Below are 16,864 nucleotides of genomic sequence, written 5' to 3' on the forward strand. Positions count from 1 at the left end.
TGCATTTCAGGGGCGCGGGGAACTGCGCGGCCCGCCCCCACCGGGCCCGCAGCCGCCGGACAGGCCCTAGGCGCGGTTACGGGCCCGGCGTGCCATGCCCACCGCGCCCGCACCGGCGACCAGCAGAACGACCGCGCCGCCCGCGACGTACGGCGTCATCGAGCTGCCCCCCGTCTCCGCGAGGTCACCCTTCTCCGGCTTCTGCGCGGCGGCGACGGGCCGCTCCCCCTTCTCGCCCTGCGGCTTCACGTCGGCCGGCTTCGGCGCGGACACGGCTTTGGGTGCCTCGCACGTCGCGCCGGCGAGCGTCACCTCGCCCTCGACCTCGGCCACGTTCAGCTTCAACGGGTTGACGGAGACCTTGAGGTGGAGCGCGGAGGCCGCCGCGGTGTTCGACGTCGTGGAGCGCTCGGAGAGGGCCAGGCTGACCTCGCCGACGCCGGGCACCTTGACCTCGGTCGTGCCGCCGGTGGTGAGCGTGACCTTCTTGCCGAGGACGGTGACGGCGCCCAGCAGGTTGGACTCGGCGACGGGCGCGTGGCCGGCCTCGCAGCGGGCCTTCGAGGTGACCTCGTCGACCTCGATGAGCGAGAGCAGCGGCAGGCCGGGGACGTGCACCTTGGCGTGGGCGAGCCGGGTGTAGCCCTCGGCGGTGCCGTCCTCGACGGTGGCCCTGGCCTTGGCCACCTCGGCCTGGAGGACCCTGACCGGCTGGCCCTTGTCGACGCCGTCGAGGTTCACGGTGAGGGCGGTCTTGTCGGCGCTGGCGGGCGCCTGCACCTCGTTGAGCGAGACCTTGAGCGGGACGTTCACGGTCTTGTTGAGCAGGGAGACGTCGAGGCCGGTGCGGAGCACGACGGCGGAGGCCTTGCCCCCGTGGTCGCCGGTCGCGGCGGCCGGGACGGCGCTCGCGAGGAGCACGGGCCCGGCGGCGAGTGCGGTGGCGGCGGCGGTCGCGGCGATACGGCGGAGCGCGGTGGTGCTGGACATGCTGGTGGGACCCCCAGGACGGCGATGAGAGAGACGACGTGACACGAGAGGCCGACGGGGTGCCGCCGGGGCGGGCGCACCGGGACAGGGCGCCGCGCCGTCGACGGCGTCGGCCGGTCATCGGTGAGGGAATCTTTACGCACTGAGAGTGAACGGGCCACCACCTGAGGTGAGTTCACTCCAAAGGGGGGTTTCCGTGCAGGTGCTCGATTTCGGCGGGCTCGCCTGTTCGCCGGCCTCACCCGCAGGGGCGGCGGCGCCGGGGCGGACCGGGAGTGCACAACGAGTGCACGCCCGCGCATGTCACGCCCCGTCAACCCACCACGTTGCCCCGCAGCACGATCCGGCGCGGGTCGGCGAGGGCCGCGACGTCGGCCCGCGGGTCGGTGCCGTAGACGACGAGGTCGGCCGGTGCACCCTCCTCGAGGCCGGGGCGGCCGAGCCAGCGCCGGGCGTCCCACGCGGTCGCGCCGAGGGCGTCCGCGGCGGGCAGTCCCGCCCTGACCAGTTCGGCGACCTCGCCGGCGACGAGCCCGTGCGCTAGCGAACCGCCGGCGTCGGTGCCGACGTACACGGGGATCCCGGCGTCCCAGGCGTTGCGGACCGTCTCGTAGCGGCGCTCGTACAGCCGCCGCATGTGCGCGGACCAGCGCGGGAACTTCTGCTCGCCGCCCGCGGCGAGGTCGGGGAAGGTGGCGATGTTGACGAGGGTCGGGACGATCGCGACGCCGCGCTCCGCGAAGAGCGGGATCAGGTCGTCGGTCAGGCCCGTCGCGTGCTCGATGCAGTCGATGCCGGCCTCGACGAGGTCGCGCAGCGAGTCCTCGGCGAAGCAGTGGGCGGTGACGCGGGCGCCGAGCCGGTGCGCCTCGGCGATGGCGGCCTCGACGGCGCCGCGCGGCCAGCAGGCGGTGAGGTCGCCGGCCTCGCGGTCGATCCAGTCGCCGACGAGCTTGACCCAGCCGTCGCCGCGCCGGGCCTCGCGGGCCACGTAGGCGACCAGGTCCTCGGGCTCGATCTCGTGCGCGTAGTTGCGGATGTAGCGGCGGGTGCGGGCGATGTGCCGTCCGGCGCGGATGATGCGGGGCAGGTCCTCGCGGTCGTCGATCCAGCGGGTGTCGGACGGGGAGCCCGCGTCGCGCAGCAGCAGGGTGCCGGTGTCGCGGTCGGTCAGCGCCTGCTTCTCGGCGGTCCCGGCGGGGACCGGCCCGTGCGCGTCAAGGCCGACGTGGCAGTGTGCGTCGACGAGGCCGGGCAGGGTCCAGCCCTCCACGGTCGTCACGTCGAGGCCGGCGGTCACGGGCCGGTCGTAGGTGATGCGGCCGTCCAGGACCCACAGTTCGTCCCGTACGTCGTCGGGTCCGGCCAGGACCCGGCCCTTCACGTGCAGCGCCCGCCGTCGGCTCAGCTCACTCATGGACCAAGCCTATGAGGGCGCCGGTTACGCTCGTCAGCGGCATCCACCGACGAACCCATGAGCGAAGAGAGCACCACCGTGACGCACCCGTTTCTCGATCTGGCCCCGTTGAGCGCCGAGCACTTCGCCTCCGTCGAGGACCGCGTGGCCCGGCTCATGGACACCGCGCAGGACGTCGTGATCATGCAGGGCGAGGCGCTGCTGCCCCTGGAGGGCGCGATCCGCGCCGCCGCGGGTCCGGGCACCGTCGCGCTCAACGTGATCACCGGCCCGTACGGGCAGACCTTCGGCGACTGGCTGCGGGACTGCGGCGCCACGGTGCACGATCTCGCGGTGCCGTTCCACACGGCGGTGACGGCCGGGCAGATCCGGGAGGCGTTCGCCGCGCACCCGGACATCGACTTCGTCTCGCTGGTGCACGCGGAGGCGGCGACGGGCAACACGAACCCGGTCGCGGAGATCGGCGCGGTCGTGCGGGAGCACGGCGCGCTGTTCTACCTGGACGCGGTGGCGTCGATCGCCGCCGAGCCGGTGCTGCCGGACGCGTGGGGCGTGGACCTGTGCGTGATCGGCGCGCAGAAGGCGATGGGCGGCCCCGCGGGGGTGTCGGCGGTGTCGGTGAGCGCCCGCGCCTGGGAGCGGATGGCGGCCAACCCGCAGGCGCCGCGCCACTCGTACCTGTCGCTGCTCGACTGGAAGCAGCGCTGGATCGACGGCGGCCGCACGGCGCTGCTGCACGCGCCGGCGCAGCTGGAGATGCTGGCCCTCGAGGCGTGCGTGGAGCGGATCGAGAGCGAGGGCCTGGACGCACTGACGGCCCGGCACGCGAGCGCGGCCGCGGCCACCCGCGCGGGGGCGCTCGCGCTGGGCGGCGGTCTCGCGCCGTACGTGCACGAGGCGCGGGACGCGGCTCCGGTGGCGACGACGCTGCGGGCGCCCCGGGGCACGGACGCGCGGGACCTGGTGGCCCGGGCGCTGGCCGTGGACCCGGTGCTGCCGCTGGTCGCGGGCGGCGGGGCGCTGGCCACGGAGATGATCCGGGTCAACCACTACGGGCCGCAGGCCACGCGCGGTGTCGTGCAGTCCTCGCTGGCGGCGCTCGGCGGCGCGCTCGCGGAGTCCGGCGCGGAGGTCGACCTGGAGGGGGCGCGCAAGGCGGTCGCCGCCGCCTGGATCTAGTACCCGGATCCACAGCATCCGCATGCGCCGCGCGATCCCGCGCGGCGGATTGCGGACACGCGCAGCGGGCGCCGTCCAAACGGACGGCGCCTTTCTCATTTCTCGGGCACATTTCTGTATTGTTTATCCAGGCAGCTTCCCGTATTGCTTCTGCCCGCTTTCCGGCAACGTAAACACTAAGATTTCAACAACGGGATCCGACAGAATTCGAGCGGGTTCCTGGCACATTACACCCCTGTGACGTACTCCACACCGATTGCGTTCTGCGGCTTTTGTCACCACCAAATCACCTTATTCCGCCGCCCGCTCACGCGCGTACCCACCCGCGCGCGATAACACATTCCGGCGATCTGCGTAACCCCTACCCCGGATGCAATCCCAAAAATTGCTCGGTAAATTCAATTCGCATGACCGCCGCACAAGCGCAATTCCAGCTCGACCATCCCGGTGTCGCCGACGGCGCCGCGATCTGGCGTATCGCACGCGACTCCAAGGTGCTCGACCTCAACTCCTCGTACAGCTATCTGCTGTGGTGCCGGGACTTCGCCGGCACCTCCGTGGTGGCGCGTGACGAGACGGGCGAGGTCGCCGGGTTCGTGACCGGCTACATCCGTCCGGAGCGACCGGGGACCCTCGTGGTCTGGCAGGTCGCGGTGGACCACGGACACCGCGGGCACGGGCTGGCCGCGGCGCTGCTCGACGGACTGACCGAGAAGGTCAGGGCGTCGGGACGGCCGGTCACGACCGTCGAGACCACGATCACCCCGGACAACACGGCGTCCCAGGCGCTGTTCCTGTCCTACGCCCGCAGGCACGCCGCCGGTGTGCAGCGCCAGGTGCTGTTCGACGCGGGGCTGTTCCCCGACGACGGCCACCTGCCCGAGGAGCTCTACCTCATCGGGCCGCTCGCCCCGGCCGCCGGCTGAGCCCGGCCACCGTCCACCACCCCCACCGTTCAACTCCCCTTCTCAGAGGAGCTTTCGCTGTGACCATCACCCAGCCGGACCTGAGCGTCTTCGAGACCCTTGAGTCGGAGGTGCGCAGCTACTGCCGCGGCTGGCCCACCGTCTTCGACCGGGCCCAGGGCAGCCGCATGTACGACGAGGACGGCCACGCGTACCTGGACTTCTTCGCGGGCGCGGGCTCGCTCAACTACGGGCACAACAACCCCGTCCTGAAACGCGCCCTGATCGACTACATCGAGCGGGACGGCGTCACGCACGGTCTCGACATGTCGACCTCCGCGAAGCGCAACTTCCTGGAGACGTTCCAGAACGTCGTCCTGCGCCCGCGCGACCTGCCCTACAAGGTCATGTTCCCGGGCCCGACGGGCACCAACGCCGTCGAGTCCGCGCTGAAGCTGGCCCGCAAGGTCAAGGGCCGCGAGTCGATCGTGTCGTTCACGAACGCCTTCCACGGCATGTCGCTCGGCTCGCTCGCGGTGACCGGCAACGCGTTCAAGCGGGCCGGCGCCGGCATCCCGCTGGTGCACGGCACGCCGATGCCGTTCGACAACTACCTCGACGGCCAGACCCCGGACTTCATCTGGTTCGAGCGGCTGCTCGAGGACTCCGGCTCGGGTCTCAACACCCCGGCGGCCGTGATCGTCGAGACGGTGCAGGGCGAGGGCGGCATCAACGTGGCGCGCGCCGAGTGGCTGCGCAAGCTCGCCGACGTGTGCGAGCGCTGGGACATGCTGCTCATCGTCGACGACATCCAGATGGGCTGCGGCCGCACCGGCGCCTTCTTCTCCTTCGAGGAGGCGGGCATCACGCCGGACATCGTGACCGTGTCCAAGTCCATCAGCGGGTACGGACTGCCCATGTCCCTGTGCCTGTTCAAGCCGGAGCTCGACGTCTGGGAGCCGGGCGAGCACAACGGCACGTTCCGCGGCAACAACCCCGCGTTCGTGACCGCCGCCGCCGCCCTGGAGACGTACTGGAGCGACGGCCCCGCCATGGAGAAGCAGACGCTCCAGCGGGGCGAGCAGATCGAGGAGACCCTGAGCGCGCTGCGCGCCGAGTACCCCGAGGACACCGTCGAGTACCGCGGCCGTGGCCTCGTGTGGGGCATCGAGTTCCGCGACAAGGCGCGGGCCGGCCAGGTCGCCAAGCGCGCCTTCGAGCTCGGTCTGCTCATCGAGACCTCCGGCCCCGAGAGCGAGGTCGTCAAGCTGCTTCCGGCGCTGACGATCACGCCGGAGGAGCTGGACGAGGGCCTGCGCACGCTCACCCGGGCCGTGCGCGAGACCGCCTGACCCCCGCCCCCGCACCGGCGGGGGCCTGCGGGCCCCTCTCACCGAGAAACAGAGAAAGGCAGCACCCACCGTGATTGTCCGTTCGTTCAAGGAGATCGAGAACACCGACCGGCACGTGAAGTCGGCGTCCGGCACCTGGGAGAGCAAGCGCATCGTCCTCGCGAAGGAGAGGGTCGGCTTCTCCCTGCACGAGACGACCCTCTACGCGGGCACGGAGACCGACATGTGGTACGCCAACCACATCGAGGCCGTGCTGTGCGTGGAGGGCGAGGCCGAGCTCGAGAACCGGGAGACCGGCGAGAAGCACTGGATCGAGCCGGGGACGATGTATCTCCTGAACGGCCACGAGCGCCACACGCTGCGGCCCAAGTCCGACTTCCGCTGTGTCTGCGTTTTCAACCCTCCGGTGACCGGACGGGAGGACCATGACGAGAACGGTGTCTACCCGCTGCTGACCGAGCCCGAGGAGGTCTGATCCCGATGACCGTGCTGAACTCCGCAGGTGTCGCCGATCTCTACCCGACGCGCGGGAAGACGGAGGTGGCGACGCCCCGCGTCGACCCCGTCGTCTGGTCCGCGCCGGGTGCGCGCGGCCCGATCCGCCAGTCGGATCTGGCGGGATTCGAACGGGACGGCTTCCTGGCGATCGAGGAGCTGATCGGCCCGGACGAGATCGGCGTGTACCAGGCCGAGCTCGACCGGCTGGTCAACGACCCGGCGATCAAGGCCGACGAGCGTTCCATCGTGGAGAAGGCCTCACAGAAGGTGCGGTCGGTCTTCGAGGTCCACAAGATCAGCGAGGTGTTCGCGCGGCTGGTCCACGACGAGCGCGTCGTGGAGCGGGCCCGGCAGATCCTCGGCTCGGACGTCTACGTCCACCAGTCGCGGATCAACGTCAAGCCCGGCTTCGGCGCGACCGGCTTCTACTGGCACTCGGACTTCGAGACCTGGCACGCCGAGGACGGCCTGCCGAACATGCGCACGGTGTCCGTCTCCCTCGCCCTGACGGAGAACTACGACACCAACGGCGGGCTCATGATCATGCCCGGCTCGCACAAGACGTTCCTGGGCTGCGCCGGTGAGACGCCCACGGACAACTACAAGAAGTCGCTGCAGATGCAGGACGCGGGCACCCCGTCCGACGAGGCGCTGACCAAGCTGGCCGGGGAGTACGGCATCCGGCTGTTCACCGGCAAGGCCGGCTCGGCGACCTGGTTCGACTGCAACGCGATGCACGGCTCCGGCGACAACATCACGCCGTACCCGCGCAGCAACGTCTTCATCGTGTTCAACAGCGTGGAGAACACGGCGGTGGAGCCCTTCGCGGCCCCGGTCCGACGCCCCGAGTTCATCGGAGCGCGGGACTTCACGCCGGTGAAGTAGGCGACGCGGCGGACCGCCACACGGGGCGGGTCCGGCACACACCTGGTGTGTGCCGGACCCGCCCCGTCGTGTGTGCGGTCAGGCGAGCGCCGTCAGGAGGGCGTCCACGTCGGCCGTCGTGTTGTACAGGTGGAAGGACGCGCGGAGGTTCCCCGCGCGGTCGGAGACCTCGATGCCACGGGTGCGCAGCTCCGGCTGGCGGGCGCCGAGCCCGGGGACGGAGACGATCGGCGAGTCCGGGGCCGGCAGCGGGGTCAGGCCGCGCTCGGCGAGCCCCGCGCGGAAGCGGTCGGCCAGGGCGAGGTCGTGGGCGCGCACGGCGTCGGGGCCGAGCTCCTCGACCAGTTCGAGGGAGCGGCGCGCCCCCGTGTACGAGATCAGGCTCGGCGTCTCGTCGAACCGGCGGGCGGAGCGGGCGAGTTCGGCGACCGGTCCGTAGCAGCTGTCCCAGGGCCGCTCCCCCGCGACCCAGCCGCCGAAGACCGGCCGCAGCGCGGCGAAGCCCTCGGGGTCGGCGGGCCCGACGAAGAACGTGGCGCCGCGCGGGCAGGTGAGCCACTTGAAGGCGACGGAGGTGACGTAGTCGGCCTGCGGGGCGTGCGCGGCGAGCGGGTACCAGCCCGCCGCCTGCGACGCGTCCACGTACAGCCGGGCGCCGTGGGCGGTCGTCGCCGCGCGCAGGGCGGGCAGGTCGGCGACCCGGCCGTCGGCGGACTGGGCCGCGCTGACCGCGACCAGCGCCGTGCCGGGGCGCACCGACTCGGCGAGCGCCTCCAGCGGCACGGTACGGACCTTGAGCCCGGGCCGGACGTGGAAGGGGTTGATCGTGGAGCTGAACTCGCCCTCGGCCGTGAGGACTTCGGCGCCGTCGGGCAGCGACGAGGCGATCAGTCCGGTGTACACGGCGACGGAGGCGCCCGTCGCGACCCGGGTGGCGGGGACGCCGGCGATGCGGGCGAAGGCGGCGCGGGCCGCCTCGACGTCGTCGAAGAGGGCGTCGATGGCGCCACCCTCCGCCATGGTGGTGATCGCGTCGCGCATCGCGGCGCCCGCGCGGGCCGGCAGCAGGCCGGAACTCGCGGTGTTCAGGTAGGTGGCTGCGGGCGCGTACTGGGCGCGGACCAGGTCGGTGTCCAGGCTGTCCGGGTGGCGGGGCACAGCGGAAGTCTCCATGGCTCCACTGTGCCCCGGACCCAACTGCCCGTCCATTGCGGATGTTTGGCCGGTACCCCTAAGTGACGCTTATCAGTGCAGGTCGGACCGGTGGGTCAGGCCTGCGGGACCGCACAGCCGTCGGGGCCGCAGGTGTCGCCGCCGTCGGCGCCGTCGATCACGGTCAGCGGGGAGCGGTCGCCCCAGGCCTGGGTGAGGGCCTGGGTGAAGACCTCGGCGGGCTGGGCGCCGGAGACGCCGTACGTGCGGTCGAGGACGAAGAACGGGACGCCGGTCGCGCCGAGCTCGGCGGCCTCGCGCTCGTCGGCGCGGACGGCGTCGGCGTACGCCTCGGGGTCGGCCAGGACGGCGCGCACCTCGCCCTCGTCGAGACCGGCCTCGACGGCGAGCCGCACGACGTGCTCCTGGTCGGCGAAGACGGAGGCCTCGTCGGCGAAGTTCCCCCGGTACAGGGCGTCGATCATGGCGTCCTGGAGGCCCTTGTCGTGGGCGAGGTGGAGCAGCCGGTGCAGGTCGAAGCTGTTGCCGTAGTCGCGCCCCTCGGTGAGGTAGGGCAGCCCGAGCTCGCCGGCCTGCCGGCCGAGACCCTGCTCGTTGGCCGCGGCCTGCTCCCGGCTGATGCCGTACTTCTCGGCGATGTGCGGGACGACGAGGCCGGTGGTCTCCCTGGGGACGGTCGGGTCGAGCTCGAAGGAGCGGTGCACGACCTCGACCTGCTCCTTGTGCGGGAACGCGTCGAGGGCCTGCTCGAACCGGGCCTTGCCGATGTAGCAGAACGGGCAGTTGATGTCGGTCCAGATCTCGACGCGCATGGGGTCTCTCGCTCGCTTCGGTGACGTACGGCGCAGGGGGTGCCCCGCACCGACCCGTACAACCGGATGCACGCCGCGCGCATTCCCGCCCGGGTCGGCCCCCGCGCCGCCTCAGGAACCGTCGCGCAGGCCCTTGGGCCACTCCGGGCGGAACTCGATGTGGTCGTAGGTCACGACGCAGCCCTCCCCGACCGGGGACTGTGCGAGGAAGCCGACGAGTGCGGCGCCCGCGGTCCTCTCGTCACCGAGCGTGAAGATCCGTACGAAGGTCCAGGTCTCCCCGTCCGCCGAGGCGTGGAAGGCGAAGGCGGCGCCGGTGCGGCTGATCCGGAGCCAGACGGAGCGGCCCGGCACCACGGACGCGTTCGCGTCGTCGGAGTGGCCGCGCGTGACGACGGTGCAGATGGTCGGCTCGTCCGGCGAGCGCTCGAAGCAGAGCTTGGCCCATTCGCGGTTGCCGACGTGGAGGTAGAGCACCCCCGCGTCGAACGCGGCGGCGAACCCGACGGTGACCCGCGCGATCAGCTGGAAGTCGCCCTCCGGCGCCGCCCCCAGCAGCCGCGGCGCGTCGGACGCGGGGTCGAGGGAGTCGCCGGTGGGCGGCACGAAGCGGTCCTGGCGGGGGCCGGCCCAGCCGGTGAGCGTCCCGTCCTCGTACGACCAGTCGCCGTCGGGGCCGTAGCTGCGCAGCGGGAAGGGCAGTTCGGGAAGTCGCAGTTCCATGCGGGTCAGTTTTCCAGGCGGCCGTCGTAGCGCCGCGGCAGCCCCAGCGGGTTGTCGTCGCGCAGCTCGGGCGGCAGCAGTGCCTCGGGCGTCGTCTGGTAGGTGACCGGGCGCAGCCAGCGCTCGATCGCGGTGCCGCCGACGGAGGTGGAGGTGGAGGTGGTCGCCGGGTAGGGCCCGCCGTGGTGCTGGGCGGGGGCGACGGCGACCCCGGTGGGCCAGCCGTTGACGAGGACGCGGCCGGCGAGCGGGGTGAGCTCGGTGAGCAGCTCGGCGGCCCGGCCCTGGCCCGCCGCCTCGGCCTCGGACAGGTGAACGGTCGCCGTGAGGTTGCCGGGGAGGCGGGAGAGGACCGCCGTGACGTCCGCCGCCGAGTCGTAGCGGGCGAGGACGGTGACGGGGCCGAAGCACTCCTCGAGGAGCAGGTCGTGGGCGCCCTCCTCGGCGAGCCGGGCGGCCGGGACGGTGAGGAAGCCGGGTGCGACGGTGTGGTCGCTGCCCGCGCCGGGCGTGACGGGTGCCTCGACGTCGGGCAGCTGGGCGCGCTCGGCGACCCCGGCGACGAAGTTGTCCCGCATGCGGTGGTCGAGCAGGACCCCGGCCTCGGTGTCGCTGACGGCGGCGGTGAGGGTCTTGACGAGGGCGTCGCCGGCCGCGCCGCGGGGCGCGAAGACGAGGCCGGGCTTGACGCAGAACTGGCCGACTCCGAGCGTCATGGAGCCGGCGAGGCCGGTGCCGATCGCGTCGGGGCGCTCGGCGGCGGCGTCCTCGGTGATCACGACGGGGTTGAGGGAGCCGAGCTCGCCGTGGAAGGGGATCGGCACCGGGCGGGCCGCCGCCGCGTCGAACAGGGCGCGGCCGCCGCGGACGGAGCCGGTGAATCCGGCGGCGGTCACGAGGGGGTGCCGGACGAGCTCGACGCCTGCCTCGAAGCCGTGCACGAGACCGAGGACGCCCTCGGGCAGGCCGTGGCGCTCGGCGGCCCGCCGGATCGTGGCGGCGACCAGCTCGGAGGTGGCGGGGTGGTCGGGGTGCGCCTTGACGACGACGGGGCAGCCCGCGGCGAGGGCGCTCGCGGTGTCGCCGCCGGGGACGGAGAAGGCGAACGGGAAGTTCGAGGCCGAGTAGACGGCGACGACGCCGAGCGGGATCTTGTACCGGCGCAGGTCGGGGACGGGCGGGGTGGCGGTGGCGTCGGGATGGTCGATGACGACGCCGAGGAAGGCGCCCTCGTCGACGATGTCCGCGAAGGCCCGCAACTGGTAGCAGGTGCGCGCGAGTTCGCCGGTGAGCCGGACGGGGCCGAGTGCGGTCTCCGCGTCGGCGGCCTCGACGAGGTGCTCCTCGGCCTCGGCGAGCAGGTCGGCGGCGGTGCGCAGGAACGCGGCGCGGACGGTGCGGTCGGCGAGGGCGCCGCGGGCCGCGTGGGCGGCGCGGACCGCCTGGTCCACCTCCTGCGGTGTGGCCTCGACGGCAACCTGCTCCCGCTGCTTCCCGGTTCGGGGGTCGACACTCCAGACTGGTGCTGCTGCCACCGCGGATTCCTCCAGCTTTTCGCGAAGCTCGCCGGGCGAGCCAGGAGAGCCGTTCGATATACTGAACGCTGTCTCTCATGATGAACTCGTACTGAGACTGGACAGTAATTCCCGCGGAACGAAGGGGTCAAGGGCGATGTCGGCAGTCGAGACGGGGGCCGCTGCGGGCGGTGCGCAGGTCAAATCGGCGGTACGGACGGTGGAGCTGCTCGAGTACTTCGCCGGGCGGCCCGGCATGCACTCGCTGGCCGCGGTGCAGGAGGCCGTCGGGTACCCGAAGTCCAGCCTCTACATGCTGCTGCGCACGCTCGTCGAGCTCGGCTGGGTGGAGACGGACGCGACCGGCACCCGGTACGGCATCGGCGTGCGGGCGCTGCTCGTCGGCACGTCGTACATCGACGGGGACGAGGTCGTGGCCGCGGCCCGGCCGACCCTGGACCGGCTCTCCGACGACACCACCGAGACCATCCACCTGGCGCGGCTCGACGGGACGAACGTGGTCTATCTCGCCACCCGCCAGTCCCAGCACTACCTGCGGCCCTTCACCCGGGTGGGACGCAGGCTGCCCGCGCACTCGACCTCGCTCGGCAAGGCGCTGCTCGCGACCCACACCGACGAGCAGGTCCGCAAGCTGCTGCCCGAGACGCTGCCCGCGCTGACCGAGCACACGATCACGGACCGCGAGAAGCTCATCGAGGAGCTGCACCAGGTCCGCGAGCAGGGCTTCGCCGTCGACCGCGAGGAGAACACGCTGGGGCTGCGCTGCTTCGGCGTCGCGATCCCCTACCGGACGCCCGCGCGGGACGCGATCTCCTGCTCGGTGCCGGTCGCGCGCCTGACGCCCGCGCACGAGCAGATGGTCAAGGACGCGCTGTTCGACGCGCGGGACCGGCTCACCCTGGCCACCCGCAGGCTGTGACCGGGGCCCCTCCCCCGCGCGGCGGAGGGGGATCGGCTGTGCGCAGGACGTGCCGCGGCGGGCCCGCGGCCAGCCTGGAGGCATGAACCCGACACTGCGCACCACGCTGCGGACCGTCACCGTGCTGTCCTGTCTGCCCTATCTCGCGCTGAAGGTGGCGTGGGTCGCCGGCAGCCGCGTCGGCATCCCGGACGGCAGCTCGCTGCTCGATCACCGCACGACGATGGCGGTCGCCAACGGCGTGACGGTGCTGCTCGACGCGGCTGTCGTGCTGCTCGCGTTCCTGCTCACCGAGCCGTGGGGGCGCCGGGTGCCCGCATGGGCGCTCACCGTGCCGATGTGGGTGGCGACCGGGCTGCTCACGCCGATCATGACCGGCTACCCGGTGCAGATGGTCGTGAAGCTCTTCGACGGCTCCGGGGCCACGGCCGGCGCGAGCGAACCCTTCCTGGACGACTGGGTGTTCAGCGTCGTGTATCCCGGGTTCGTCGTGCAGGGCCTGTGCCTGGGCGCGCTGTTCGCCGGGTACGCCCGCCGGCGCTGGGGGCACGTGTGGCAGGGCCGGATGCGGGATCTGCCCGCCCGGCCGCAGGACGCGGCGCAGCGCCTCGTCGCCGTGGCCGCCGTCCTGTGCGCGCTGCTGCCCGCGGTGACGCACCTGCTGTGGGCGTGCGGGGCCGACACGGGCCTGAACCCGCTGCGGGCCGCCGAGCGCGACAGCACCTTCACCGTCATGGAGGTCATGAACGCGCTGTACCTCGCCGCCGCCGTGACCGGGGCCGTGCTGCTCGCCTTCCGGCGCGGCCGTGGCCTGTCGCTGAAGGTGCCGCTGGCGCTGCTCTGGGTGGGGTCGGGCGCCTCGGCCTGCTGGGGCGGCTGGCTGTCGCTGGCCTCGCTGAGCGGCGTCGACGACATCGCCCGTCAGCCGACGCCGCTGATGAACCTCACCTACGCTGGGCAGATGATCGTCGGCCTGCTCGTCGTGACCATCGGCGCCCACCACGCCGCCGTCAGCCGTGCGGCCACGCCGTCCGCCGCCCCCGCGCGGACCCCCGTGGCGGCGTGAGGGCGCGGGACGCGGCCGGGCTCCTGTTCGGCCGCCGTGCGCGCCGCCGCTGGCTGCACCTGATCATCGGCGGTGCGCTCGCGATGCCGTACCTGCTGCTCGCGTCGGTGGTCGTGGGGCCGCTGACCGGCGCACAGGACGTGTTCTCCGACGTGGGGCTGCAACTGGCCTCGTTCGCCTGCGGGTTGCCGCTCGCCGCGCTCACCGCCGTGCTGTCGCCGCTGACCCGGCCGATGTCGGTGGCGGTGGCGCGGACACTGTGCGGGGTGGACGCCGCGGCGCTCGCGGACGGGCCGCCTCGCACCCGGGAGGCGCGGGCCCGCACGGCCGCCTGGTTCACGCTGCATCTGGGGGCGGGCGGCATCGTCAGCGGGATGACGCTGGCACTGCCGCCGTTCGCCGGGGCGCTGATCGTGCTGCCGTTCGTGTCCGCGGTGCGCGACGCCGACCGGTTCGTGCCCCAACTCCAGGGGAAGGCCTGGGCGATGGCGCTCTGCCCGGTCGCCGGAGTGGTCCTGCTTCTCGCCCTCGCGGCCTGTGCGGCGGCGGTCTCCGGCCTGCTCGCGCGATGGGCTCCGGCGCTGCTCGGGCCCGGCCCCGCCGACCGGCTCGCGCAGGCCGAGGCGCGCGCCGCCGATCTGGCGGTGCGCAACCGGCTCGCCCGTGAGCTGCACGACTCGGTGGGGCACGCGCTGAGCGCGGTCACCCTCCAGGCGAGCGCCGCGCGCCGGGTCCTCGACAGCGACCCCGGCTTCGTCCGGGAGGCGCTCGCCGCGATCGAGGACACGACGCGGCGCACCGTCGGGGAGCTGGACGCCGTGCTCGGGGTGCTGCGGGAGGCCGGGGACGGGGCCGCGACGGCGCCCGCGCCGACCCTCGCCGACGACCTCGACGGGCTGCTGCGGCGCACCCGCGCGGGCGGGGCCGCGGTCACCGTGCACACGGACCCCGGCACGGACCCCGCGGGGCTGCCGCCGATGGTCTCCCGCGAGGCGTACCGCATCGTGCAGGAGGCCCTGGCCAACGCGCTGCGGCACGCCGGGACGGGCGTGGAGCTGTGGCTCGCCCGCGAGGAGGGCGCCCTGCGCATCACGGCCGAGAACGCGCTGCCCGCGGCGGCCCGGGCGGCCCGGCCCGGCGGCGGACACGGGCTGCGCGGCATCGCCGACCGGGCCCGGCTGCTCGGCGGCGGCGCGAGCGCCGGACCCGTGCCCGGGGACGCCGGGACCTGGCGGCTGGACGTCCGTCTCCCGCTCACCGCTCCTCCGGAAGGACCCGAGATCCCGTGACCTCCGCTCCGCTGCGCGTCGTCCTCGCCGACGACGAACGCATGGTCCGCACCGCGCTGCGCGCCATCCTGTCCGCCGAGTCCGGCATCGAGGTGGTCGGCGAGGCCGCGACCGGCGCCGAGGCGGTGTCCGTGGTGCGGGCGCTGCGCCCGGACGTCGTCCTGATGGACGTGCGGATGCCGGAGGTCGACGGCATCCGCGCCACGGAGCAGATCATGGGCACGCTGGACGATCCGCCGCGGATCGTCGTCGTCACGACCTTCGAGCACGACGCGTACGTGTACGAGGCGCTGCGGGCCGGTGCCGCCGGATTCCTGCTGAAGCGGGCGGACGCGGACACGCTGGTCGGGGCGGTCCGGCTGGTGGCGCACAGCGACACCCTGCTGTTCCCCGCGGCGGTGCGGGCCCTGGCCGAGGAGCACGCGGCCGGGCGGGCGGCCGCGCCGTGGGTGGCCCGGCTGACCGGGCGGGAGAGCGACGTGCTGCGGCTGATGGCGGCGGGCCTGACGAACGCGGAGATCGCGCGGCGGATCGGGGTCGGTCCGGCCACGGTCAAGACGCATGTCGCGTCGGTGCTGGCGAAGACGGGGGCGCGGGACCGGACGCAGGCGGTGATCGCCGCGTACGAGGGCGGATTCCTTCAGGGCTCGTGACGGAATCGTCCCGGTGCGGGCCATGAGAGCTTTCTGAGAATCCGGGACATCGGGGAACGAACCGGTCCGGAGTGTTCGTCCCTCACGTGGGATGAACAAGACGATCAGGCGCGCCTCCGTCTTCACACTGCTGCTCATACTCGCCCTGCTGGTCAAGGCGACATGGGTGCAGTTCTACGACGGCCGGGCGCTCGCAGACGACAAGGACAACCGGCGGACGGTCATGGAGCAGTACGCCCATCCGCTGGGCGACATCATCGTGGGCGGAAAGGCGGTGACCGGCTCGGCCAGGACCGGTGGGTCGAGCGACCTCGCGTACCGGCGCACGTACACGGACGGCGCGCTGTACTCGGCCGTGACCGGGTACACGTCGCAGGTCTACGGCGCGACCCAGCTGGAGTCGATCTACCAGGACGTGCTGGACGGCTCCGACCCCACGCTGAAGAACCCCGTCGACGCGCTCACCGGCGAGCACACGAACCCGGGGGACGTCATCACGACCATCGACCCGGGCGTGCAGAAGGCGGCCTACGAGGCGCTCGGCGAGAAGAAGGGCGCGGCCGTCGCGATCGACCCGGAGAGCGGGAAGATCCTGGGCATGGTGTCGACGCCGTCCTTCGACCCGTCGACGATCAGCGGCTCGGGGTCCTCGGACGCGGCGGCGTGGAAGGCGCTGGCCGGGGACAAGGACTCCCCGACGACGAACCGCGCGCTGAAGCAGGCGCTGCCGCCCGGCTCGACGTTCAAGCTGGTCGTGGCCGCGGCGGCGCTCGAGGACGGGCTGTACGGCTCGGTCGACGAGAAGACGGACTCCCCCGACCCGTATCTGCTGCCCGGCACGAGCACGTACCTGCGCAACGAGAGCGCGAGCGCCCCCTGCGAGGACGCGACGATCCGCACGGCGCTGCAGTACTCGTGCAACAACGTCTTCGGGAAGATGGCCGTCGACCTCGGTCAGGACAAGGTCCGGGCGATGGCCGAGAAGTTCGGGTTCGACGACGCGAAGCAGGACGTGCCGGTCCGGGCGGCCGAGAGTGTCTACCCGTCGGACATGGACAAGGCGCAGACGGGCCTGTCGGGCATCGGCCAGTTCGACGTGACGGCGACGCCGCTGCAGATGGCGATGGTCTCGGCGACCCTCGCCAACGGGGGCGAGCAGGCCGCCCCGCACATGGTGTCGGAGGTGACGGACTCCGACGGGGACGCGTTGACGTCGTTCGACGACGGGGACACGCAGCGCGTCGTGAGCACGTCGACCGCGTCCCAGCTGCGGTCCGCGATGCAGACCGTGGTGGACGAGGGCACGGGTACGAACGCGCGGATCGACGGCGCGACGGTGGGCGGCAAGACCGGCACGGCACAGCACGGCGAGAACAACAGCAAGACGCCGTACGCCTGGTTCACGTCCTACGCGAAGGACGACAGCACGGGGCGGCAGGTCGCGGTGGCGGTCGTCGTCGAGCAGTCA

16 protein-coding genes are annotated in these 16,864 nt (G+C 72.8%); 10 read left to right on the forward strand and 6 right to left on the reverse strand.

Annotated elements, in window-relative coordinates:
• Window positions 1–66 precede the first annotated feature (66 nt).
• Together GTW43_RS27380 and GTW43_RS27385 are read right to left on the reverse strand one after the other, a co-directional pair.
• The gene (locus GTW43_RS27380) at window positions 67–990 is read right to left on the reverse strand and encodes an SCO1860 family LAETG-anchored protein (RefSeq protein ID WP_161304640.1); all 924 of its coding nucleotides are present in this window, start codon (window positions 988–990) and stop codon (window positions 67–69) included.
• Window positions 991–1,303: 313 nt separating this feature from the next.
• Window positions 1,304–2,407: an amidohydrolase family protein gene (locus GTW43_RS27385; RefSeq protein WP_161304641.1), complete on the reverse strand. Its 1,104-nt coding sequence runs from the start codon at window positions 2,405–2,407 to the stop codon at window positions 1,304–1,306.
• A gap of 78 nt (window positions 2,408–2,485) precedes the next feature.
• Here GTW43_RS27385 and GTW43_RS27390 point away from each other — a divergent pair, with 78 nt between their 5' ends.
• The 5 genes from GTW43_RS27390 to thpD all read left to right on the forward strand — a co-directional run bounded on the left by GTW43_RS27390 (window position 2,486) and on the right by thpD (window position 7,226).
• Entirely contained in the window at window positions 2,486–3,586 is a 1,101-nt protein-coding gene (locus GTW43_RS27390; protein ID WP_161304654.1) for an aminotransferase class V-fold PLP-dependent enzyme, read from the forward strand.
• A 407-nt stretch (window positions 3,587–3,993) separates the two neighbouring features.
• On the forward strand, window positions 3,994–4,512 hold the full coding sequence (gene ectA, locus GTW43_RS27395) for a diaminobutyrate acetyltransferase (RefSeq protein WP_161304642.1): 519 nt from the start codon (window positions 3,994–3,996) through the stop codon (window positions 4,510–4,512).
• 59 nt (window positions 4,513–4,571) lie between these two features.
• Entirely contained in the window at window positions 4,572–5,843 is a 1,272-nt protein-coding gene (ectB, locus tag GTW43_RS27400; protein ID WP_161304643.1) for a diaminobutyrate--2-oxoglutarate transaminase, read from the forward strand.
• A gap of 70 nt (window positions 5,844–5,913) precedes the next feature.
• Window positions 5,914–6,318: an ectoine synthase gene (locus GTW43_RS27405; RefSeq protein ID WP_161304644.1), complete on the forward strand. Its 405-nt coding sequence runs from the start codon at window positions 5,914–5,916 to the stop codon at window positions 6,316–6,318.
• Between the two features lie 5 nt (window positions 6,319–6,323).
• Window positions 6,324–7,226 (forward strand): ectoine hydroxylase, encoded by a 903-nt coding sequence (gene thpD / locus GTW43_RS27410; protein ID WP_161304645.1) that lies wholly within the window; start codon window positions 6,324–6,326, stop codon window positions 7,224–7,226.
• A gap of 78 nt (window positions 7,227–7,304) precedes the next feature.
• On the opposite strand, the gene GTW43_RS27415 is transcribed toward thpD, so the two are convergent.
• From GTW43_RS27415 to GTW43_RS27430, 4 genes are all read right to left on the reverse strand, one after another.
• On the reverse strand, window positions 7,305–8,399 hold the full coding sequence (locus GTW43_RS27415) for an aminotransferase class V-fold PLP-dependent enzyme (RefSeq protein WP_237536843.1): 1,095 nt from the start codon (window positions 8,397–8,399) through the stop codon (window positions 7,305–7,307).
• A gap of 95 nt (window positions 8,400–8,494) precedes the next feature.
• Window positions 8,495–9,211 carry a DsbA family oxidoreductase gene (locus GTW43_RS27420; RefSeq protein ID WP_161304647.1) on the reverse strand — a complete coding sequence of 239 codons (717 nt, stop codon included), beginning with the start codon at window positions 9,209–9,211 and terminating at the stop codon, window positions 8,495–8,497.
• 111 nt (window positions 9,212–9,322) lie between these two features.
• Window positions 9,323–9,934 carry a DUF1349 domain-containing protein gene (locus GTW43_RS27425; protein ID WP_161304648.1) on the reverse strand — a complete coding sequence of 204 codons (612 nt, stop codon included), beginning with the start codon at window positions 9,932–9,934 and terminating at the stop codon, window positions 9,323–9,325.
• A gap of 5 nt (window positions 9,935–9,939) precedes the next feature.
• Entirely contained in the window at window positions 9,940–11,469 is a 1,530-nt protein-coding gene (locus GTW43_RS27430) for an aldehyde dehydrogenase (NADP(+)) (protein WP_161304649.1), read from the reverse strand.
• A 136-nt stretch (window positions 11,470–11,605) separates the two neighbouring features.
• On the opposite strand from GTW43_RS27430, the gene GTW43_RS27435 reads away from it, so the two are divergent.
• The 5 genes from GTW43_RS27435 to GTW43_RS27455 all read left to right on the forward strand — a co-directional run.
• Entirely contained in the window at window positions 11,606–12,388 is a 783-nt protein-coding gene (locus GTW43_RS27435; RefSeq protein ID WP_161304650.1) for an IclR family transcriptional regulator, read from the forward strand.
• 82 nt (window positions 12,389–12,470) lie between these two features.
• Entirely contained in the window at window positions 12,471–13,454 is a 984-nt protein-coding gene (locus GTW43_RS27440; RefSeq protein WP_161304651.1) for a hypothetical protein, read from the forward strand.
• A complete protein-coding gene (locus tag GTW43_RS27445) occupies window positions 13,451–14,743 on the forward strand; it encodes a histidine kinase (RefSeq protein ID WP_343246134.1) in 1,293 nt (430 codons plus the stop codon). The genes GTW43_RS27440 and GTW43_RS27445 overlap by 4 nt, the downstream gene beginning before the upstream one ends.
• Window positions 14,740–15,396 (forward strand): response regulator transcription factor, encoded by a 657-nt coding sequence (locus GTW43_RS27450; RefSeq protein ID WP_161304652.1) that lies wholly within the window; start codon window positions 14,740–14,742, stop codon window positions 15,394–15,396. The genes GTW43_RS27445 and GTW43_RS27450 overlap by 4 nt, the downstream gene beginning before the upstream one ends.
• A 91-nt stretch (window positions 15,397–15,487) precedes the next feature.
• The coding region (locus GTW43_RS27455) for a penicillin-binding transpeptidase domain-containing protein (protein ID WP_161304653.1) at window positions 15,488–16,864 on the forward strand (1,377 nt) is incomplete at its 3' end.

This window comes from Streptomyces sp. SID5785 (assembly GCF_009870065.1).
GTDB lineage: Bacteria > Actinomycetota > Actinomycetes > Streptomycetales > Streptomycetaceae > Streptomyces.